Origin of the sequence: Maribacter cobaltidurans (assembly GCF_002269385.1) — a bacterium.
In the GTDB taxonomy this organism is placed as follows: Bacteria; Bacteroidota; Bacteroidia; order Flavobacteriales; family Flavobacteriaceae; genus Maribacter; species Maribacter cobaltidurans.
This window is the reverse complement of sequence record NZ_CP022957.1, coordinates 2528101-2549351: the sequence shown is the minus strand read 5'-3', so window position 1 is coordinate 2549351 and position 21251 is coordinate 2528101. Positions and strand designations below refer to the sequence as shown.

At 40.4% G+C, this 21251-nt stretch carries 19 protein-coding genes; 16 read left to right on the top strand and 3 right to left on the bottom strand.

The window, feature by feature from the left end; genetic code table 11:
• The first annotated feature begins 23 nt into the window (after window positions 1-23).
• The 12 genes from CJ263_RS11115 to CJ263_RS11060 all read left to right on the top strand — a co-directional run bounded on the left by CJ263_RS11115 (window position 24) and on the right by CJ263_RS11060 (window position 12557).
• A complete protein-coding gene (locus CJ263_RS11115) occupies window positions 24-617 on the top strand; it encodes an ankyrin repeat domain-containing protein (RefSeq protein WP_094997339.1) in 594 nt (197 codons plus the stop codon).
• 22 nt (window positions 618-639) lie between these two features.
• Window positions 640-1740 (top strand): acyltransferase family protein, encoded by a 1101-nt coding sequence (locus tag CJ263_RS11110; protein ID WP_094997338.1) that lies wholly within the window; start codon window positions 640-642, stop codon window positions 1738-1740.
• Window positions 1741-1898: 158 nt separating this feature from the next.
• Window positions 1899-2936, top strand: coding sequence for a serine hydrolase domain-containing protein (locus CJ263_RS11105; protein ID WP_094997337.1), 1038 nt, complete (start codon window positions 1899-1901; stop codon window positions 2934-2936).
• A 34-nt stretch (window positions 2937-2970) separates the two neighbouring features.
• Window positions 2971-3657 carry a DUF4386 domain-containing protein gene (locus CJ263_RS11100; protein WP_199768146.1) on the top strand — a complete coding sequence of 229 codons (687 nt, stop codon included), beginning with the start codon at window positions 2971-2973 and terminating at the stop codon, window positions 3655-3657.
• An 89-nt stretch (window positions 3658-3746) separates the two neighbouring features.
• Window positions 3747-4511: a DUF6090 family protein gene (locus CJ263_RS11095; RefSeq protein ID WP_094997335.1), complete on the top strand. Its 765-nt coding sequence runs from the start codon at window positions 3747-3749 to the stop codon at window positions 4509-4511.
• A gap of 39 nt (window positions 4512-4550) precedes the next feature.
• Window positions 4551-5141, top strand: coding sequence for a hypothetical protein (locus CJ263_RS11090; RefSeq protein ID WP_094997334.1), 591 nt, complete (start codon window positions 4551-4553; stop codon window positions 5139-5141).
• A gap of 148 nt (window positions 5142-5289) precedes the next feature.
• Window positions 5290-6144 carry a CPBP family intramembrane glutamic endopeptidase gene (locus CJ263_RS11085; protein ID WP_188669449.1) on the top strand — a complete coding sequence of 285 codons (855 nt, stop codon included), beginning with the start codon at window positions 5290-5292 and terminating at the stop codon, window positions 6142-6144.
• Between the two features lie 31 nt (window positions 6145-6175).
• A complete protein-coding gene (locus tag CJ263_RS11080) occupies window positions 6176-7210 on the top strand; it encodes a serine hydrolase domain-containing protein (protein ID WP_094999218.1) in 1035 nt (344 codons plus the stop codon).
• Between the two features lie 19 nt (window positions 7211-7229).
• Window positions 7230-7661 (top strand): hypothetical protein, encoded by a 432-nt coding sequence (locus CJ263_RS11075; protein ID WP_094997332.1) that lies wholly within the window; start codon window positions 7230-7232, stop codon window positions 7659-7661.
• A gap of 284 nt (window positions 7662-7945) precedes the next feature.
• Window positions 7946-9592 (top strand): hypothetical protein, encoded by a 1647-nt coding sequence (locus CJ263_RS11070; RefSeq protein ID WP_094997331.1) that lies wholly within the window; start codon window positions 7946-7948, stop codon window positions 9590-9592.
• A 25-nt stretch (window positions 9593-9617) separates the two neighbouring features.
• Window positions 9618-11105, top strand: coding sequence for an APC family permease (locus tag CJ263_RS11065; protein ID WP_094997330.1), 1488 nt, complete (start codon window positions 9618-9620; stop codon window positions 11103-11105).
• 3 nt (window positions 11106-11108) lie between these two features.
• A complete protein-coding gene (locus tag CJ263_RS11060) occupies window positions 11109-12557 on the top strand; it encodes an aldo/keto reductase (RefSeq protein ID WP_094997329.1) in 1449 nt (482 codons plus the stop codon).
• A gap of 33 nt (window positions 12558-12590) precedes the next feature.
• Here CJ263_RS11060 and CJ263_RS11055 read toward each other — a convergent pair whose 3' ends face one another.
• Window positions 12591-15707: a VPS10 domain-containing protein gene (locus tag CJ263_RS11055; protein WP_094997328.1), complete on the bottom strand. Its 3117-nt coding sequence runs from the start codon at window positions 15705-15707 to the stop codon at window positions 12591-12593.
• A 480-nt stretch (window positions 15708-16187) separates the two neighbouring features.
• Here CJ263_RS11055 and CJ263_RS11050 point away from each other — a divergent pair, with 480 nt between their 5' ends.
• A complete protein-coding gene (locus tag CJ263_RS11050; protein WP_094999217.1) occupies window positions 16188-17408 on the top strand; it encodes an esterase in 1221 nt (406 codons plus the stop codon).
• Between the two features lie 29 nt (window positions 17409-17437).
• Window positions 17438-18433, top strand: a complete 996-nt coding sequence (locus CJ263_RS11045; RefSeq protein ID WP_229702413.1) for an amidohydrolase family protein — start codon at window positions 17438-17440, stop codon at window positions 18431-18433.
• Between the two features lie 68 nt (window positions 18434-18501).
• Here CJ263_RS11045 and CJ263_RS11040 read toward each other — a convergent pair whose 3' ends face one another.
• Both CJ263_RS11040 and CJ263_RS11035 read right to left on the bottom strand, forming a co-directional pair.
• On the bottom strand, window positions 18502-18990 hold the full coding sequence (locus CJ263_RS11040; protein WP_094997326.1) for a helix-turn-helix domain-containing protein: 489 nt from the start codon (window positions 18988-18990) through the stop codon (window positions 18502-18504).
• Window positions 18991-19033: 43 nt separating this feature from the next.
• Window positions 19034-19531, bottom strand: coding sequence for a hypothetical protein (locus tag CJ263_RS11035; RefSeq protein ID WP_094997325.1), 498 nt, complete (start codon window positions 19529-19531; stop codon window positions 19034-19036).
• Between the two features lie 424 nt (window positions 19532-19955).
• Here CJ263_RS11035 and CJ263_RS11030 point away from each other — a divergent pair, with 424 nt between their 5' ends.
• Both CJ263_RS11030 and rpsU read left to right on the top strand, forming a co-directional pair.
• A complete protein-coding gene (locus tag CJ263_RS11030) occupies window positions 19956-20816 on the top strand; it encodes a sigma-70 family RNA polymerase sigma factor (RefSeq protein ID WP_094997324.1) in 861 nt (286 codons plus the stop codon).
• Between the two features lie 15 nt (window positions 20817-20831).
• On the top strand, window positions 20832-21029 hold the full coding sequence (gene rpsU / locus CJ263_RS11025) for a 30S ribosomal protein S21 (RefSeq protein ID WP_094997323.1): 198 nt from the start codon (window positions 20832-20834) through the stop codon (window positions 21027-21029).
• Window positions 21030-21251: the final 222 nt, after the last annotated feature.

The following is a 21251-nucleotide window of genomic DNA, read 5'->3' as shown; positions in this document are numbered from 1 at the left end:
TAATAATCTTAAAACAAAAAGTCATGAAAACAAGTTCTTTCAAATCGTTTAAAAACAGAGTAGGTATTTCCGCTCTATTGTTAGTATTCTTAACAGGATGTGGTGAATCGGCCAATAAGGAAAAAGTGGCAACAGCTGTTACCAATGAAAAAAGCGTCCCTAAACCTACCATGGACCTTCAGGCGGCTATACTATCCAACAATATCGAAGCCGTTGAACAACACATTCAAGCAGGTACCGACCTTAATAAGAAAGATGCCATGAGCGGTTCCACTCCTTTGATTACTGCAGCAAGCTTTGGGAAAATTGAAATCGCCCAAAAGCTTATCGATGCCGGGGCAAATTTAACGACCAAAAATAATGATGGAGCAACTGCTTTACATACAGCGGCATTCTTTGGTAGGGTTGAAATCGTTCAAATGTTAATTGACGCCAATGTTGACAAATCCGTCCAAAACAATTTTGGGGCAACTGCCAGAGAATCCGTAATGGGGCCATTTGAAGAAATGAAACCTATCTATGAAATGCTAAAGCAACAATTAGAGCCCCTTGGTATGCAAATCGATCTGTCGGAAATTGAAAAAACCAGACCGGTCATTGCAATGATGTTGCAGTAATCGACCTTAAAATTAAAATCTCATGGAAACACAAAGAAGATACGATATTGATTGGCTTAGGGTCATTGCCATTGGCTTGCTGCTCATCTACCATATAGCTATAATTTTTCAGCCCTGGGCCATGTTCATTGGCTTCATTAAAAGCGATGAACTATTGGAGGGACTATGGAAACCTATGACCATGCTGAATGTATGGCGCATTCCATTATTATTCTACGTATCTGGTATGGGTCTCTATTTTGCAATGCGCAAGCGCAATTGGAAGCAATTGCTTTTGGAACGAACAAAACGGATTCTTTTGCCATTCGCCTTTGGTTTTGTGGCCATAACCACCCTTCATATGTTTATTTTTCAGAAGTATTATAATCTGCCCATAGGCTATTTTCCACATGCAGGACATTTGTGGTTCCTAGGAAATATTTTTGCCTATGTGGTGGTGTTAATGCCCTTATTCTTTTATCTGAAACAGAATGAGAACGGAAGGTTACAAAATGGGTTGTCCCACCTTATGGGCAGTTTTGCAGGTCCACTACTAATTTCTATATTTTTTATCATTGAAACGGTAGTTGTAAAACCTCAGCCATTTGCCATGTATGCCCAAACATGGCATGGCTTTTTCCTTGGTCTGCTTGCTTTTTTATTCGGTTTTCTTTTTGTGTACAGTGGTAAAACGTTCTGGCAGACCGTCTTAAAGTGGCGATGGTTGTATATTGGTTTGGCCGCTGTTTTGTTTGGTATCAGGTATTTTATTTACGCTACGGAAGCACCGGGTTACCTAATGGCCATAGAATCTAATTGTTGGATTTTCGGGGTTTTTGGGCTGGGTTACAAATACTTGAACCATCCAAGCAAAACCCTAAGCTATTTAAGCCAAGCGGCATATCCTATTTACATTATCCATATGTTCGTTTTGTATGCCGGGGCTTTTCTCATCTTGCCTATGACGATACCCGTTTTTCTAAAATTCATTGCTATTACCGTGTTTACGGTTATTATGTGCTATCTTATATATGAGTTTATACTTAGGAGGGCTTCTTTCCTAAGGCCTTTGTTCGGATTGAAATGGATTTCGAAAAATGTCGATAGCGGGGAAATTATTGAACCCCAAAGGTCAAAAATTTAAAGAATTCTGTTTCTCTGAAGTAGAAAAAGTTCAGAACAACTCAATTTAAAGGTAAAGTAGAATACGGTACCAGGGCATTGAAATGAGACTTGATTTTGGATTTAGAGGAAGTACAAAGCATATTATTTTTAAATATCGGCCTAACTAAAAGCCTTGAAATGAAAAAAACCAAAGGAATACTCAAAATCATATTTATTATGGCAAGCATCGGTTCACTATACTTTGTACCATGGATTTTACTAAGGATTCTTTTAACCCCATTACCTGACACGGTTCAGGAACAGGTCAACGATGCTATTGGTTACGGGTTGGACGGAATCATAGTTTATGTAGACCAAGCTGGAAAGCCACCTCAATTTTATGCGGCTGGCTGGCAGGATCGAAAAAATAAAACTCCTGCCAACCCCAAAGCTTTATTCAGGATTGCCAGCATCAGCAAGTTATACGTTGCTGTTGCCGTAGCAAAATTAGTAAATGACAACAGGTTGTCTTTAGACAAAACGCTTGCAGATTATATGCCGGAGCTTATGGGACGAATTGAAAACGCTGATAAAATCACCTTAAGAATGATGGTGCAACATCGGAGCGGAATTCCGAATTACACCGATTTTCCGGGTTTTTGGGAAAACGATTATTCAAAAAATACCAAAGAATCGCTTGATTTGATCCTAGACACCCCTGCCGATTTTGCACCTGATAAAAAATATAGGTACTCAAATACCAATTACCTGTTGATTGGCGAAATATTGGATAAAACGCTTGGATATAGTCACCATGAATATATCAAAAAGGAAATTTTGATGCCCCTTGGACTGAACCATACCTACAGTTTGCTAAGTGAAGTGGATTTAGACGATGTTATGAGCGGATATGCCGTAGATTATGATTCCGATCTCAAGACCAATGATTTTATAAGCCCTGCCGGTTCCATGGTGGCTACCGCACAGGATGTGGGTATATTCTTGAGAGCGTTGAACGATGGCTCTTTGCTAAATGAAAATGAACAAGCTATCTATTCATCAATTTACACTTATGAACATACAGGATTATTGCCAGGATACAGCAGTATTGCCAAGTATCACAAGGATATTGATGCTGTCGTTGTTCAATTTGTAAATACCAGTGGCGGATACTCATGGAACTTATCAGAAATAATTAATAATAGAATTGTAAAAATCCTGAAGAGGAGAAAGTAACCAATATCTTCAAATTAAAATCAAATCATTTGTGATGGTAAATACAGAACAAAAACAATTGATTAAAACTGCGCGAATCACTGGCGTTTGGTATTTAATAATGGCTATTTCAGGAATCTTAGGGTTTATTGTCTTTCATTTCCAAATATTTGTGTCCGGCAATCCTGAACAGACGCTAACGAATTTAGTAGAATTAGAATCTACAGCAAGAATTAGGTTGCTATTAGAGTTTGCTATCGTAATATCCCAGGCCCTTACCGCAGTTTGGTTTTTCAAATTATTTAAAGGTGATTATGAATGGGAAGCTTGGACTCTGGGTATTTGGGGAATTGTAAACGCTTTAGCCATTATGATAAGTGCAATTTCAATCGCCTCCGCAATGGGTATAGCAAATTCTGATATAAGTGCTATTCAAGACAAGGTGTTACTAATTCAGGTTTTTCAAAATATAATTTCTAATGCTTGGGGTATCGGTGGTCTTTTCTTTGGGCTTTGGCTGTTTCCCATGGGATACATGGTAATCAAATCTAAAAGAATGCCAGTCTGGTTAGGAAGAGTTATTATTTTAGGAGGAATAGGCTATCTAGTTTCCACCGTTATCCGCTACGCAGGAATTGATCTTAGCTTCAATAGCTTTCTTACGCTACCAGCAACCATTGGAGAATTTTGGATGATAGGTTATTTATTAATTTTTGGAATACGACCTATAAAAGATTGGTAATAAAGCCATTGAAAAATAGTAATTATAAAGCATTGAATCAGCAAAAGTTCAAATAAAGCATATATTTAAGATGGAAAATTGAACTAGTAATGAAATTATTTCGAAAAATTAGACAGAAGCTCGTTGCCGAAAACAAATTTCGTAACTATCTATTGTATGCCATTGGCGAAATAGTTCTGGTGGTCATAGGAATTTTGATTGCCTTACAAATCAACAATTGGAATCAAGCCAAGAAGGATGACAATGCCTTAAAAGAGTATTTAGTGAAGATCAAGTCCCACACAATAGAAGACCTTTATAAACTGGACTCTTTATCAAGGGGTAGAACAAAAATAGCTGATCTCTGTAAAAAGGCCCGCATTAGCATCTTGGATAAAACGGAAGACGAGAATCTTTTTCTCTTTATGGGCAGTGGGTTCGCCTTTGCAGATTTGTATTTTAAACCGAATACCGGTGGGTATGAAGCTTTAAAAAATTCCGAATATTTTGGTAAGATCAACAATACGCCATTGGATTCCCTTTTGACCAGATACCATAGTTTAATAGACGAAATTGCAGCAAGCGAAAATAGTTATAATGAGTATGCAAAAAGTCAGCAAGCGTATCTTTCCACTCAGTTCGATAGGTCTTTGATGCTCGCTTACGCATTTGTACCCCCAGATTCCCTAAAAATAAGGGCGACAACGCAAGCTGAGTATTTTGAGGAGTTTGCAGCATATACATCTTCTGCTCCCTATAGAAACGTCATTAGTTTAGTAGCCTGGCAGTTTGATACTATGATTGTTTTGTATGGTCAATTAAAAGATATAGGTGAAAACGTCATCGAGGAAATAGATGCGATTACCAATGATTAAATTCTCAAGACTTATTAGGCAAACACTAGCAATGAAAAAATGACCAAGAAAAAAACAAAACAAATAACCAAATTCTTTCAGAAAAATATTGCTGGTAAAAAAGTATTATCACTTTTCATAATTACCAATGTAGTATATGTATTCATGCTTACTGTTACTATTCCCAAAACAATGGAATTTTCAAATGGAATGAAATTGCTCGATATGCTACCAATGGGATATGACTTCAATTATGTCGACCAACTAGTCAACACACTCGGAGAAATTGGACGTGAGACTTATTTAAGCAATCAAATACCTGTGGATATGATTTATCCACTTTTATTTGGAATAAGTTATTGCTTGGTACTTGCCTATTTCCTTAACAAACTCGACAAACTAAAAACGCCCTTGGCATATCTATGTCTATTGCCTTTATTAGCCGGAGCGATGGATTACGCTGAAAATTTAGGAATCATTGCTATACTCAACAGCTATCCCGAAATAGACCATAGTACTGTTGCAATAACCAGTAGTTTCAGTCTTCTTAAGAGTACGCTCACGACACTCTATTTCGTGATTTTAATCATATCGCTGGGAGCGCTAGGAATTAGAACTCTGAGAACAGGTAAAAGTACCAGGTCCCATTAGTGGAATGGGCCGTTAAGAATGATAAGCAATTCATTGGGCAAAGGATAGCTATTGATCGCTATTTAGCACCATTGGCAAGAAAAACAAAGAGGTAAAGACAATCAAATTAGCACTGTAAATAGGCACATACTCACCTAATAAGCTTATTATGAGTAACGAACCAAAAAACCAGAAAAAAGTCCGGATAACGATACTGTTGTTTTTGGGGATTTTGACCTTGCTAAGTGCTATCTGTTATTATGCAATACTGAGATTGAACCCTACAAGCATCTATGTCGGGGCTTTAATGATGTGCCCTGCACTTTCCGCCTTCATTACATTGAAGCTAATGAAAAGACCCATTTCAAGTCTTCCTTGGGGTTTGAAACACATAAAATACTTGCGCCTATCCTATTTGATTCCGGTAGCCTATATCACGCTTTCCTATATAGTGATTTGGGTTTTTGGTTTTGGTGACCTAGTCAATCAGGAAACCATGGTCGAATGGTCGCAAGAGTTAGGTATGGAAGGTTTCAGTAGTACTGCTATACTATTGACAATGATTGTTCTCTTATCTATTGTTGGTGTTATAAAGAACATCGGTTCTACATTGGGCGAGGAAATAGGCTGGCGCGGATTTTTTATTTACGAACTTCGAAAACTATTTTCCTTTGGCACTGTTTCTATAATTAGTGGACTAATTTGGGCGATATGGCATTGGCCAATTATCTTTTTGATATACAAGGGAAGTGGAAGCCTCTTGCTTCATATTACAGCCTTTACCGTAATGATAGTGGCAATTTCGGTCATTTTGGCCTACTATACTTTTAAATCTAACAGCTTGTGGCCTGCGGCACTATTTCATTCCGTGCACAATATATTCATACAAAAGATCTTCACGCCCTTGACCATAACAAATGATAGCAGTACTTTTTGGATAGATGAATATGGGTTAATGCTACCAATTATCACTACGATATTTGCCTTTTATTTTTGGCGAAAGGCGAAAGTTGAGAACTTATAAATTTTCAAATATTAAAATAAACAACCGTATCATGGTGAAGAACCGAATAAAACAAATGCTTAGAATACTATTTATTGCTGTAAGTATTGGCTCATTGTACTTCGTGCCATGGATTTTGGTCAAGGCATGGATTTTACCGTTGCCCGATACGGTTCAGGAACAAGTGGATGAGGCCATCGGCCACGGATTTGATGGTATGATTGTCTACGTGCAGCAAGGAGACAAACCACCAGAATTCTACGTAGGCGGTTGGAAAGACCGCGACAAGAAAATACCGGCCGACCCAAAAGCGCTGTTCAAGATTGCCAGTATCAGCAAGTTGTATACGGCCGTTTCAATTGCCAAACTAGCCAAAAACAACCAGTTGTCCTTGGATGAAACGCTTGCTGACTACTTTCCGGAACTTGTGGGGAGAATTGAAAATGCGGAAAAGATAACCCTTAGGTTAATGGTACAACATAGAAGCGGTATTCCAAATTTTACCGATAATCCCACGTATTGGGAAAACGAACAGGAAAATGGTAAAAAGGCACTGGAATTCGCTGTCGATCTGCCCGCCAATTTTGAACCTAATGAAGACTATGGCTATTCAAACACGAATTATTTGTTGCTTCGTCAAATCATCGAAAAAGTGACTGGGAATAGTCATGAGCAATACATCAAAGAGAAAATTCTGATTCCCCTTGGACTAAAAAATACGTTCTTTTCACTTAACGAAGTGGATTTGGATAATGTGGTGAGCGGCTATTATGTAGGCGTTGACAAAGATTTTAAGACCAATGAAAACGGAATGTTGGCCACTGCAGAGGACGTAGGCATTTTTCTTAGGGCATTGAACGATGGTTCCGTGTTCAAAGAGGGCGAACAGGAAATTTATTCCTCTATTTATGAGTACGAGCATGGAGGCCTGGTTCCCGGTTATCAGAGTCTTGCAGAGTACCATGAAGATATCGATACTGTGGTGGTTCAATTTATAAACACAACCGATTTTGAGGGATATGAATGGAATTTATCGGAGATTGTAATTAATCGTATTGTAAAGTTGGTTAGTCGAAATTCCAAATAAAAAATATCACGTAAGACCCATGAAAAAAATAACCGCATTTAGTTTTATAATAATTGCATTAGTTTTTGGAGTTATTTTCTACCAGAAAGTTGAGTTACCTACGGTTTGGGAAGGATATTTCACTAAAGACTACTACGGACAATTTGGTCCCTTAGCCATATGTGTGGAACTTCTGATTGCAGGCTTATATCTCTTCAAGAACAATAAAAAGGTCAATTTTTCATTGGCCTTATTCGGTTTTACCGTATTGATGGATTTTATTTTTACACTCGCCGGGCTTTTTTCTAATACATTACCATTTTACGCCAAATTAATCTTTCTTATTTGTGCTGTTTGGTCCCTGTGGCTTGCGTTTACCGATACTTTTAAATTGGGGCGCATTACTTTTTGGAGTGCACTGTTAAGTTTTGCTTTAGGAAATGTTGTTGAACTCTTTTTTAATTTATGGTAAAAATGAACTTTAATATCAGCAACCTTTATTGTTTATCAATTATTAATAGAGTTTTATAGTTAGCCATTCGAAGGAACTAAAATGATTCAAAAATAATTAATATTAGGAGCACTTATCTGTTTATGATTTATATACATAAACACTTTATGTCCTTTATAACAATTGAAAACACTACATGTTGAGGGCTTTTGGTTGTTTTTTTCTTCACAAACCTATTATTCTCGCGGTTCATTACCTTACTATGCTTAATTTGCATGCTGACACCAAACTAAAACGTACTAAAAATGAAAATCCCTGTCATTTTCAAAAGGAAAATTTCCTTCGTTATCCTTTCCACACTATACGTTCTACAAATCAATGCACAAAATGCTTCCAATGCTTACGAGGATTTGGTTGCACTTTTTAAGGAATGGAGAGCCTTTGAAAATCCACCTTTACGGGATGGAGCTCCGGATTATACCCAAGAAACCTTCAATACAAGATGGCCGGTCTTCAAAGCCCTTCATCAAAAACTACAGGAAATGGACACCACGGGTTGGAGCATTCCCCACCAAGTGGATTGGCGCATTGTACATGCCGAAATGAACGGCTATGATTTCAACCACCGCATTCTAAAGCCATGGCAACGAGATCCGGCCTTTTATACCACCATATGGACGGACCGTAGCGATGTACCTGCCCATGAGGGTCCTACCCACCACGCTGTTTTGGACCTTTGGAAATATGAATTTCCGTTGAACAAGGAACAGCGAGCCAAATTATTGGAACAACTAATTGTAATCCCAAGCTTGAACGAGCAAGCAAAACTGAACCTTACCGGTAATGCAAAGGACCTTTGGATTGCCGGTATCAGAGATATTAAAACCCAAAGCCAAAACCTGGAAAACATGAAACAGCTTCCTGGGATAGCAAAGGATAAAAAATTGATGAAGGCCATTGATGAAGCGATTACCTCAACAGATGGGTTGGCAAATTGGTTGGAGGCCGAAGCCTCCTCAAAAACCGGTCCTTCAGGTATTGGAAAGGAAAATTATACTTGGTACCTGCAAAATGTGCATTTGGTTCCATTGACTTGGGAAGACGAGGTGATGCTCCTAAAGCGCGAACTTTCACGTGCTTGGTCGGCCCTTAAACTAGAAGAGCACCGCAACAGAAACCTACCGGAATTGACCGATGCCAGTTCCCCCGAGGAATATGACCGTCGGGCCAAGGAAGCTGCCAAAAGCCTTCTCGATTTTTTGGATACTAATGAAATGGTGACCGTAAAGGACTATTTTGAACCCGCCCTCAATGCACATTTAGGTGCATTTGTGCCCAAAGAAAAACGAAACTTTTTCTGGATAACGGCGCATTATGATCAACGCCCCCTTTACTCCCATTTTTACCATTGGTTTGAACTGGAGCGAATGGATACGGAACCCCACAAAAGTGAAATCAGACGAACACCTTTGCTCTATAATATTTTCGATTCCCGAAACGAAGGTACGGCCACTGCCGTAGAAGAAATGTTTATGGATGCCGGACTCTATGATGATTCTCCCCGCTCTAGGGAAATTGTGTACATCATGATCGCACAACGTGCCGCAAGGGGCCTAGGTTCCTTGTATGCCCATGCCAATATGATGACCATGGAGGAAGCCGGAGGAATCCATTCGGAATACACACCAAGAGGGTGGATGAAAACCGAAAAGGAACTACTGCTTTTTGAACAACACCTCTACCTAAGACAACCGGGCTATGGAACCAGTTACATTACCGGAAAATATTTATTGGAAAATACTTTGGCGGAATACGCAAGAGTGAAAGCCGCAAGGAACGAACCGTTTGAAATGCGTACTTTCTTTGATGAATTGAATTCGGTAGGCAGTATACCCATTTCCTTGGGAAGATGGGAAATGACCGGAGTCCAAACCTATTTGGGTCTCGACTAGTTTTTGAAAAGGAATACCGCTGTCCATGACCGATACCAAGCCTAAAAAACTATCCCGCCAAATGGGAATTCTGGCCCTTACGGCGACAGGTGTCTGCTCCATGTTAGGTGCCTCGATCAACGTGGTGCCCTTTATGATCCAACGCAATGTACCCGGCATTGGCCCCTATGTATTGCCGGCCTTTGCTTTTGCCGCAATACCGGCGCTATTTGCAGCTTTGGCCTATGGTATATTGGGGTCCGCCATGCCAAGAGCAGGAGGTAGTTACATTTATGCGAGTCGGGGTCTCAATCCCTACTTGGGTTTTGTGGCCAGTTTTTCACAATGGTTCGGGCTATCGATTGTTATTGGTGTTATTGCCTATGTGACCGTTCCGTTTATAAGGGATGTAACTTTGGCTTTGGGCTGGCAGGGCATATCCAATAGTTTGGAAATCGGATGGATCCGGGTATCCATTGCCTTGGCCCTTATTTGGTCCTTTGTGGCTATCAATATTAAGGGTGTAAGAAGCTATGAGCGTATTTTACTACCCATGATGTTTTTGATGTTCGCTTTGGGCGGGATTGTAATTGTCTCGGGATTGATTTACGACTCCTCTGATTTTCTAACCGCACTACAAGAAAAAACAGGAAATACTTTTGAACCCATAAAAAGCATCGCTTTTGACTGGCGTGTATTTCTATCGGCCGCAGCCTTATTATTTTCCAGTTTTATCGGGTTCGATTCCATTGCGCAAGCGGGCGGGGAGGCCAAAAACCCGACAAAAGCTTTACCTACCGCCATTCTATTGGCCATTTTTGGCGTAGGTCTTTTTTACTTTTTATTTGCCGCTTCGGTTTACCATATTGTGCCATGGAGTTTTGTTGCCCAAGAGGCCTTGGAAAAGGATATATCCGCACCGGGCCTATTGAGCTATGTTTTGCCCTCTGGTTTGGGAATCGCTATTTTAGCTGGGGCCGCCATTGCCCTGATCAATGATTTGCCTGCCATGCTCTTGTCCGTCTCCAGATTAATGTTCGCCTGGGCAAAAGATGGTATTTTTCCAAAGGCTGTTTCACGGATACACCCTAAAAACCATACTCCGCACATTGCCCTTTTAGTAGCTGGTGGTATGGCCAGCATCGGGGTTTTGGGATCTCATTTTGCCGGGGACTTCTTTTTGGGCATCGACATTATGGTGACCTCAATGATGGTCAATTTCTTGTTGATGTGTATCACTTTAGTGTCCATCCACAGCATCAATCCCAATATAGCCAATGGAATCTCGGTCATAAAAAATAGAAACTGGCAATTGTGTATCGGTTGGCTGGGCATTATTAGCCTAACCGCATTTTTAATCATTCATACTTATAAAGATCTCACCACTAGTGCCAGTGCCTGGTATTTTCACTCTACCCCTATTTGGTTGATCGTTATGGGCTTGGCCAGTGGTATCTTTGCGTATAATTGGGGCCGCTTAAAGAAGAACAAAACCGATATTGCAACACGATTTTTAAAACTCCCTGAAGAATAACAAATGCGAACAACAATACAATTAGCTGATGGTTTAGAAATTTCAAGAGTTATTACCGGACTCTGGCAAATAGCCGATATGGAGCGTGATGGCACTACCCTGGATCCATTGGCCACCTCAAAATATATGCAACCCTATTTGGATGCCGGACTCACTTCTTTTGATATGGCCGACCATTACGGATCTAGCGAAATTATTGCGGGTACGTTTAAAAAAAGCTTGGATGACAAAAACCAAGTGCAGTTATTTACCAAATGGGTCCCCAAACCCGGTAAGATTACCCGGGAAGACGTTCGGGAAGCGGTAAACACCGCTTTGGATAGAATGCAACAGTCTTCTATTGACCTGATGCAGTTTCACGCGTGGTACTATCCGGATGCCAGTTGGTTGGATGGTCTTTTTTATCTGAAGGAATTGCAGGAAGAAGGTCTTATTAAACATTTGGGCGTTACCAACTTTGATGCCGCCCATTTACGAATAGCCTTGGCCAGCGGTATCCCAATTGTAAGCAATCAAATTTGCCATTCCTTGATAGATCAACGTGCCATGGGTAAAATGGCAGATGTTTGCAAAGAATACGGTGTAAAATTATTGGCCTTTGGTACCTTGGCCGGTGGATTTTTAACCGATAAATGGTTAGGAAAACCAGAACCTTCACAAGAAGCATTGACCACGTGGTCACAAATGAAATATAAGCGCTTTATTGATGCTGCAGGAGGATGGCAACCGTATCAAAACGTATTGCAGACCGTAAAGAACATTGCTGAAAAACACCATGCGTCTATCGCCAATATCGCCACAAGATACATCCTTGAGAATCCGGCCGTAGCTGCCGTAATCGTTGGAGCTAGACTGGGTGAAAGCGAGCATATCCAGGACAACAGAAGCATGTTGGACATCAACTTGGACTCTGCCGATTTAGATGCTATTAAAACCGCTCTGAAAGCCTTTCAAATGATACCGGGCGACTGCGGGGACGAATATAGAAAACCACCGTTCTTGACCGCATCCGGAGACCTCAGCGATCACTTGGAAACCATTCCGAAAGCTTTTACCCCTATTAAAACAGGTAATCATCGCGAACAGATTTTTAGCGGAACCGAATGGGAAGCATACGCAGGGTATTGCAGGGCCGTGAAAATAAACAACCGTATTCATGTGTCTGGTACAACGGCCACGCATGGCAGTAAAATGATCGGAGGTAACGACCCCGCCGCGCAGACGCATTTCATTATTGACAAGATAGAAGGCGTCATCACTTCTTTTGGTGGCACGCTGGCCGATGTGGTTCGTACCCGAATTTTTGTAAACCAACTAAAGGATTGGGAGTCCGTAGCATATGCCCATGGTGAACGGTTCAACGGTATCAATCCGGCAAATACCTTGGTGGAGGCCAAATTGGTAGGCGATGGTTATTTGGTGGAGATTGAAGCGGAGGCGGTTCTATCCTAATTATCTTTTTAAATCATATCAGGGTTTGTACATCTACCATTTCAGATTTGATTTTTTGATCTCGCTTTCAAAAGATGGCCACTCCTTTTTCATAAAACGGTCTACCTCAGTTGAAAAATCTGAAATCAACATCTTCGCCTGTTTCAAAATCTCTTGATGCTGTTGTGATGGCACACGGGTCTGGGCCGCAGCAATATTCAATACTTCCCTAATTTTGGAATAGGGCGAGGTTTCAAAGGATTGCCATGCCCCTACTTGCCTTTCCGGTCTTGGGGTCTGCCCTTTTGCCCGCAAGTCTTTTAAGGCCTGCTTCATTGCATTGATTTTTTTCTCCAAGGATTTATTAACTTTATCAGAGTTACCTTCAAGCTGCTTTGATAATTTCTCCACCTGCTTTATCTTTTCATCAATAGTTTTCAATTTTTCGGATAACATAGCCACTTCCGTATCAGCAGCTTTCCGATAGGCATATAGTTCACGATCTACTTCGGGATCTACATCAAATCTTGGGTCAGGAATAACCTTTACTTTCGTAGTATCCGTTGAAGAACCATATTGCACTACGATGGAGTATTCACCGGGCAACACCGGGATATCCCGAGAAAAATCATCCGACCATGAACCTGGTAAGGAACTCGCTTTCTCATCCAACTTCCAAATCAAATAGTTAAGCCCTTCTTCTAAATCCTTGGTTTGTACCGAATTGATTTTGTTGTTTTGAGCATCAAAAATATCGGCCTTTAAAAGGCTGTCACTCTCCCGTATTTCGGATATAAAAAATGGAATCTTTGTTTTTTGAAACACCTTGTTCTCGCCCTCAAAGGTGGTATGGAAACCGGTCCAAATATTTCCCGGGGGGTTAATGAACAAGCCTTTTACCTGAACGGCATCGTTCATGGGGAATGCAGTAACACCCGATTTTATTCGGTTCCCTGCAATTTCCCGTAAGGATAGCAAATCGTCCAACACCCAAATAGCCCGTCCAAAAGTTCCAACGATCAAAGCCGACTCCGGTTCCTGAATCTTTAAATCCATGGTGGAAACGGAAGGAAATCCATTTTTAAACTGGGCCCAGGTTTGTCCTTCATCCACACTGACCCACAATCCATTTTCTGTTCCCAGAAATACTAAATTGGGTTCTACAGGATCCTGGATAATACTTAAAGCATAGCCTTTCACCGTATTGGCATCGACCATTCGCTGCCATGTTTTTCCAAAATCGACCGTTTTAAAAAGATAGGGCTCGTAATCACCTTTTCTGTAATTGTTTACGACCATCCAAGCAGTACCTACATCGTATCGGGAAGCTTCAATTTGGGCGATCCATCCTTCCTCAGGTAATTGCCCAACATTAGGCGTTAAGTTGACCCAGGTCTCGCCACCATCTTTGGTTAATTGAACTTGACCGTCGTCGGTTCCTACCCAAACCACTTCCTTGTTTTTCGGACTTGGGGCTATCGTTAAAATAGAGGAATATCGTTCGGCACCCGATACATCCAAGGTGAGTCCCCCATAGTCCTTTTTTTGATAGTCTGGATTGTTAGTTGTCAAATCTGGAGAAATAACTTGCCAAGTAGCCCCTTTGTCTTCAGTATAATGAACAAATTGCGATCCATAATAAGCAGCGTCGGGATTGAAGGGGTCCCTAGCAAAACCCGCATTCCAGTTAAAACGAAGTATGGTATTTAGGTCGGGTGCCGGGGGTTGAATACTCACATAATATCCCGTCAATTTATCGTACCGATACAAGTTTCCATTTTGTGAGGAACCATAGCCAAAACGGGAATTATCGAGGTCGGGTGAAATGTCAAAACCATCGCCCCCCACCAAATATTGCCAATACAGGGTACGTATACCTCCGCGTTTCCATGTATATGCCGGTCCGGACCAGTTGCCATTGTCCTGCATACCTCCGTACACATTATATGGGCGGTCATTATCCACACCCACATGATAAAATTGCGCCACGGGAATGGTCTCTGGAAAATACCAACTTTTTCCATGGTCGTAAGTAATACCCAAACCGCCATCACCACCGATTATAAAATGCTTCGCATCCTTGGGATTCACCCAAAACGCGTGAAAATCCGCATGGATTCCCTTAGTTTCATCAGCCGGTATCATTGGGATGGTATCAAAAGTTGCCGCCCCATCATAACTGACGGATAAAGGTTGGTAAATGTTATAGACCCGGTCGGCATCTTCCGAATCGACTGCCAAATCCTGAAAGTAAAACGGTCGGTTATTGGCAAACTTGGGATTATCATTGATCATTTTCCAACTGCTGCCACCATCATCGCTACGATAGATGGCATTCTTTTTCGCCTCTATCTTGGCATACATTCTATTGGGCTCCGAAGGGGCAATTGCCAACCCGATACGTCCTAAATCACCTGAGGGCAACCCATTCTTTTCATTCAATTTTTTCCAACTTTTTCCCGAATCGGTTGTTAGGTAAAGTCCCGAACCTTTTCCCCCAGAAGTGAAATAGTAGGGTGTACGTTCATGTTCATACATGGCCACAAAAATTCGATTCGGATTTGTTGGGTCCATCACCATATCTGCAACTCCCGATTTTTCATTTGTAAATAGCATTTTCTCCCAATGTTGTCCGCCATCTACGGTTTTAAAAAGTCCCCTATCTGCATTTGCCGTAAAAGGATCTCCCATGGCACCTACATAAACAACATTAGGATTTTTGGGGTCAACGAGGATTCTATGGATAGCCTTAGTACTTTCAAGGCCCATATGTTTCCAAGTAAGTCCGCCGTCGGTACTTTTAAAAACACCCATACCTAGGTTCATGGAATTTCTTGGATTTCCTTCCCCCGTTCCCACCCAGACCACATTAGGGTAGCTTTGTTGAATGGCCAATGCACCAATATTCTGGGTTGGTTCGTCGTCAAAAACAGGTTTCCAGGCAGAACCTCCATTTTCGGATTTCCATACCCCACCAGATGCCGCACCTACATACATGATTTTGGGGTTATCGGTCACGACGTCAATGGCCGTTATCCTTCCGCTCATATTCGCAGGACCTACATTGCGTATGTTTAGGTTTTTAAGGGTTGAGAAATCGATTTGTTGCGCACTTGCCAAGCTTAAACAAAATAGGGCCAATAGGACCGTTGTAAATACGTTAACTTTCATCCGATATGTTTTCGTTACCGTCAAAAATAATATATCGTACAGAATAAAAATTGATATTGCAATTATTAGTCAAAGGGATGTCCTGATTAACGATTATTACTTTTCTACGGGACGGGATTCAACCTTCTGCGTATGCCTTATTTGATGAATAGTGCAACAACCAGCACAGATCAACATCACTCATAAGAACAAACCATAGTCCCTTCCAAGGAATATATTTTACATTATTGTACGGTTAGAAAAATTATTATTGTCTCAATTTGAGACTTTAACATTTAAAAACCCTGTTTTATTTAAATTATTGACTATTTTTCCCTGTATAAATTATCACTAACCACCCTTTTATTCTTAGTAAAATTAAAATTCGTAAATACCTTAACAGTTTCATGAAAACGAATTGACCATATCGGAATTATAAAAAACCGCCGTGGATAATTTGAGAGTACAAACAAAATGTATGAACCCAACAAAGAGAAAACTATGTTATTATCCCATTTAAATTTTGCCAAAAAAGTTGCCATTTGGCAAAAGACAGCTGCACTGCTATCACTAATTACACTAAATGCAATGGCCCAGGAAGTGGGTCAAAGGGAACGTTTGGTTTCCCCTGAATTAAAGGATGATAATACCGTGGTCTTTAGTATAAGGGCTCCAAAAGCAGAAAACGTAACGCTTTCCGGGAATTGGATGCCTATGGTACCCGATGGAAATCAGGGAATGAAGAGACAGACCGTAGCTCTTACCAAAGACGGGCAAGGTGTATGGTCTGCCACTGTTGGGCCATTGGAGCCCGAATTATACGGCTATTCCTTTTTGGTAGATGATGTTACCACCTTAGACCCTTCTAATTTAATGGTGGCAAGGGACGGGACTTTTAGAACGGAAAGCCTCCTTTATGTCCCAGGTGATGCGTCGGACCTTTATTGGGCCAAAACAGGTCCTAAAGGAAGTGTGCATCAAATTTGGTATGAATCCCCTACGTTGGATTTGACCCGTCGTATGTTCGTTTACACGCCACCGGGATATCATGAATCCAAGGAAGATTATCCGGTTTTATATTTACTACATGGCGGAGGCGGTGATGAAGAAGCGTGGCCAACCCTTGGCGTGGCTCCAACCATCTTGGACAATCTTATCAATAGTGGCAAGGCCAAACCCATGATCGTGGTTATGACCAATGGCAACCCTACCCAAGCGTCTGCACAAACCATATCTCCCAAACTACCCAAAGTAGAGCAATCCGCCAGGGGAATGGCCAACATGATGTTCGAAAAAAGTTTGGTCAACGATGTGATTCCCTATATTGAAAACAATTTTAGGGTAAAGGCCAATAAAGAAAATAGGGCTCTAACAGGTTTAAGCATGGGTGGTTTACAAACCATAAATACCTCCTTTGAAAACCCAAACCTTTTCGATTATATCGGTGTCATGAGCATGGGCTTTGCAGATTTGAGCCGATTCGGAATTGAGGTAGACCATTCAAAAAGAGCCCAACAGATTTTGGCGCTCAAAGAGGCAGACCCCGAGCTATATTGGATAGCCTGTGGAAAAGATGATTTCCTATATGAAAGTGTGGTTACCATGCGTAATGAACTTGACAAGCAAGACTTCGATTATAAGTACCGTGAAAGTATCGGAGGACATACTTGGAGCAATTGGAGAATCTACCTATCCGAATTTGCACCCATGTTATTTAAATAATTGAAAATATTTAATTTAAAATGAAGCACTTGACCAACACACTGAAAACAACCTTTTTCTTAGCCATTATCTTTGGAGTATTTGCGTTGGAAGGTAACGCCCAAGAAACCAAAAAAAGGTTGCCCATTATAGATGTACACGTACATGCCATGAAGGTTAACCCAAACTTTTCTTCTGAAATGTGTCCGTGGTTCCTCAAGGATATGCCAGGAAGTGGACCCAATCAGAATCCGCCATCATTTATCAATACCGGATGTGTCGCCCCTTTGAAACCGGCAAAGACCGATAAGGAAATGCAAGAGGCCATTCTTAGGGCCAATAAGGAATTGAACATCACTATGGTAGTAAGTGGAGATGCGGATATCATTCATAAATGGCATAGCGCTGCACCAAATCGAATTATTCCATCCTTCGGGATAAGCAACTCCAATCAAATGACCGTGGAGGCCTTTAGGGATTCCCTGTCCAATGGCTTTTACAAAGTCATGGGCGAGGTAGCTCCACAATATCAGGGAATGTCCCCAAGTGACATGTCCTTGGACGAATATTTTGGGGTTGCCGAAGAACTTGGTTTTCCCGTAGGAATTCATATGGGTACGGGCGGTAACGGAATGGCCAATATTACTTCGCCCAAGTATAGAGCCTCTCTTGGACAACCTTTTTTATTGGAAGATATGTTGGCCCGCCACCCAAAACTAAAAATCTGGGTCATGCATGCCGGTTATCCCATGATAGACCAGATGATTGCACTTATGGGAGCCAATGCCTATGTGTATGTTGACTTGGCCGGGTTTATTTGGAGTTATCCCCAAGAAGAAATCCACGCCTATCTGAAGCGATTGGTCCAAGCGGGCTTTGCCAAAAGAATTTTATATGGAACCGATTTAATGATGTGGCCCGGTCTATTGGAAACTTCAATTGGTGTTATTGAAAATGCAGATTACCTTTCTGAAGACCAGAAACGAGATATATTCTTTAATAATGCGGTCAGGTTTTTCAATTTGGACGCCTCCAAATTTGAGTAATGAAAGAACGTTTATTAACTAAAATTTCTAGAAAGGTTTGCCCAAAAATCAAAGGTTCGTTTCATTGTTTATGAACCTTGTTTGTTGCGAATAAAAGCCTTTTTATACTCAGAAGGTACTTTGCCAAAACGCTCCTCGAAAATTTTGGTGAAATGACTTCTGCTGGAAAATCCAATGTGATAACAAATTTCAGATTGGTTCATATCCGTATTTTGAATAAGTTCTCGGGCAACTTCCAAACGAATGTTCGTTACGAATTGGTTCACGGTACGGCCATGAAGATACTTAACCCCAGTCTGCAACTTACTTTGTGAAACTCCGATCATATTTGCCAATTCCTCAATGGAGGGCCTTCTGCTTATATTTTTCCTGATCAAATCTCCCAAATCCGTTATTCTGGATAACTCTGCCTTGCTCAATTTTGGCGATAAATCATCTGTGTTTTTCTCCCGATCATGGGCCTCAATCTGAAATGCCAACATATTCATTAATGCCCCTTCGGCCAATAATCTCCCAACAACATCGGTTCTTTTATTATCTATTAAGGTCGTTGCCACTTCAGAAATCCTCCCACTTATTCCTCCGAAGAACCTAAAGGATTTATCCTTGTTTAGAAAAGGCGAAAAAACACTTTTTTAAATCGGATTGTAAGCTTGTACTATTATTATTACCTGAAATTTCCAATTTGCTGGGCTCCAAAATGACGTAACAACATTTGAAATCGATCCCCTTTGGTATAACAAACTCAGCACTTTCACCATCCTCTCCAACCAAGATGAAATTTTGGCTTTGATGAATCTTATGATAAGTTTTCTCATTTGAATATTTGTGCAACTGATAGCCATTTACAACAATACCCAAATAGAGTAATTTATTGGGTGAAAAATTAAGATTGAACTTTAGATCTTGTTCAAAACGAATGCTATATGCCCAAGCCGTAACACCGGCAAAAGGTTTAAAAAGACTAATATGTCCCCTTCCCTTCTCATTGTCCAACTTTAAATTGGCGGCGCCAAAATCTTCTTCAAATATTGCACGATAATGCTCTGCGAACTGTCGCAGCATATTTACAGGGTTACTTTCCTGAATATTGAGCATCGCATTCTATTTAAAAATTACGCCGGTAATCAAAATCTTCTAGAATTACTTAAAAATTAATAGCTTTAAACATACCATTTTTAGTACTCCGACAAACCGAAATAAATATAGGAATTTTCTGTTTAAAATTAGATCTACTATTTCGTTTTCAAACAAATTCCGTGTTCCATTTGGGCCGAAATCCTTTCATCAGGTGTTTAAATTATATCTCTAAATTCCAATATCTAGATTTATCTATGAAAATTAGTTCGCAATAGCGAAGTCTAAGAGAAGAAAGTTGATTTTACTCAATTTTTAGTGTTTTGAGGGCCATTTCGATTAAATCTTGACTCATTTCATTCAAAATTGAAGGTTTTTGTCCATTTATTTGGATTTTTAGATAAAAGGTGTAGGTTATGAGTTAGTCATAATCCAAAACACTTTTATGCGTCAACTAAAAATTACAAAGCAAATCACGAACCGAGACACGAAGTCACTTGAAAAATACTTTCAAGAGATCAGTAAAATCGAACTGATTACAGCAGATGAGGAGGTGGAATTGGCCCAAAGAATAAGAGAGGGCGACCAAAAGGCTTTGGAAAAATTGGTAAATGCCAATCTAAGATTTGTGGTCTCAGCGGCCAAACAATATCAAAATAGAGGGTTAAGTTTAACAGACCTTATTAATGAAGGAAATTTGGGACTGGTCAAAGCCGCAAAGCGCTTTGACGAAACCCGAGGCTTTAAATTTATTTCCTATGCTGTGTGGTGGATACGCCAAGCTATTTTACAGGCGTTGTCCAAGAATGGAAAATCCATTCGACTACCCCAGAATAAAATTGCAACGAATACCAAAATATATAAGGTATACTCCGCATTGGAACAGAAACTGGAACGCCCACCAAATCCATCGGAAATTGCATCGGAATTGGATATGAGTGTAAAAAAGGTGGAAAGTTCCATTAAGAGTTCCGGAAGGTCACTATCGTTGGATGCTCCCTTTAAGGAGGAAGAATCATCCAATCTATACAACGTACTTTCCTCCAAGGATGCGGATAAACCGGATGAAAAAATGATGGAAGAATCACTTCAAACCGACCTGGACGAAGCCTTGAACACAATACCTGAAAGACAGCGTGATGTAATCCGCCTATTTTATGGTATTGGAAAAGAGCCCCCTATGAGCCTTTCAGAAATTGGTGATTTATTTGATATTACTCGGGAACGTGTGAGACAAGTACGCGAAAAAGGACTGCGTGCACTAAGAAAAAAGTCCAGAAATAAAGTATTAAGAAGTTATTTATAATTTAAAAAAAGAACTATGCTAAAAATAGAAGTAAAAGAAGGAGAATCCATAGAACGTGCCCTCAAACGGTACAAAAGAAAATATAGAAGAACCAAAGTATTGGACCAGATTAAGGATAGACAACATTACACCAAACAGTCTACAGAAAGAAGGGAAGCCTTGCAAAAGGCCGAATACAAGCAACAATATCTATTGGAGAACGAAGACCAATAAGAGCAAAAAGGGTAATTATCAAATTACCCTCCCTTTGGCTCATAAACTAACAAATCCACGATAATTTTGGTTAATCCTTGAGGATTAACTATCTGATAATCAATATAACATAAGCTTAACATGGCTAATTTGTTAGGTTCATGGAGAATCTTATGTTATGCCCCATAAATACCAATGAATGAAAATTATTTATATAAAAAGAGAAAGCAATGTGAAAGAAGT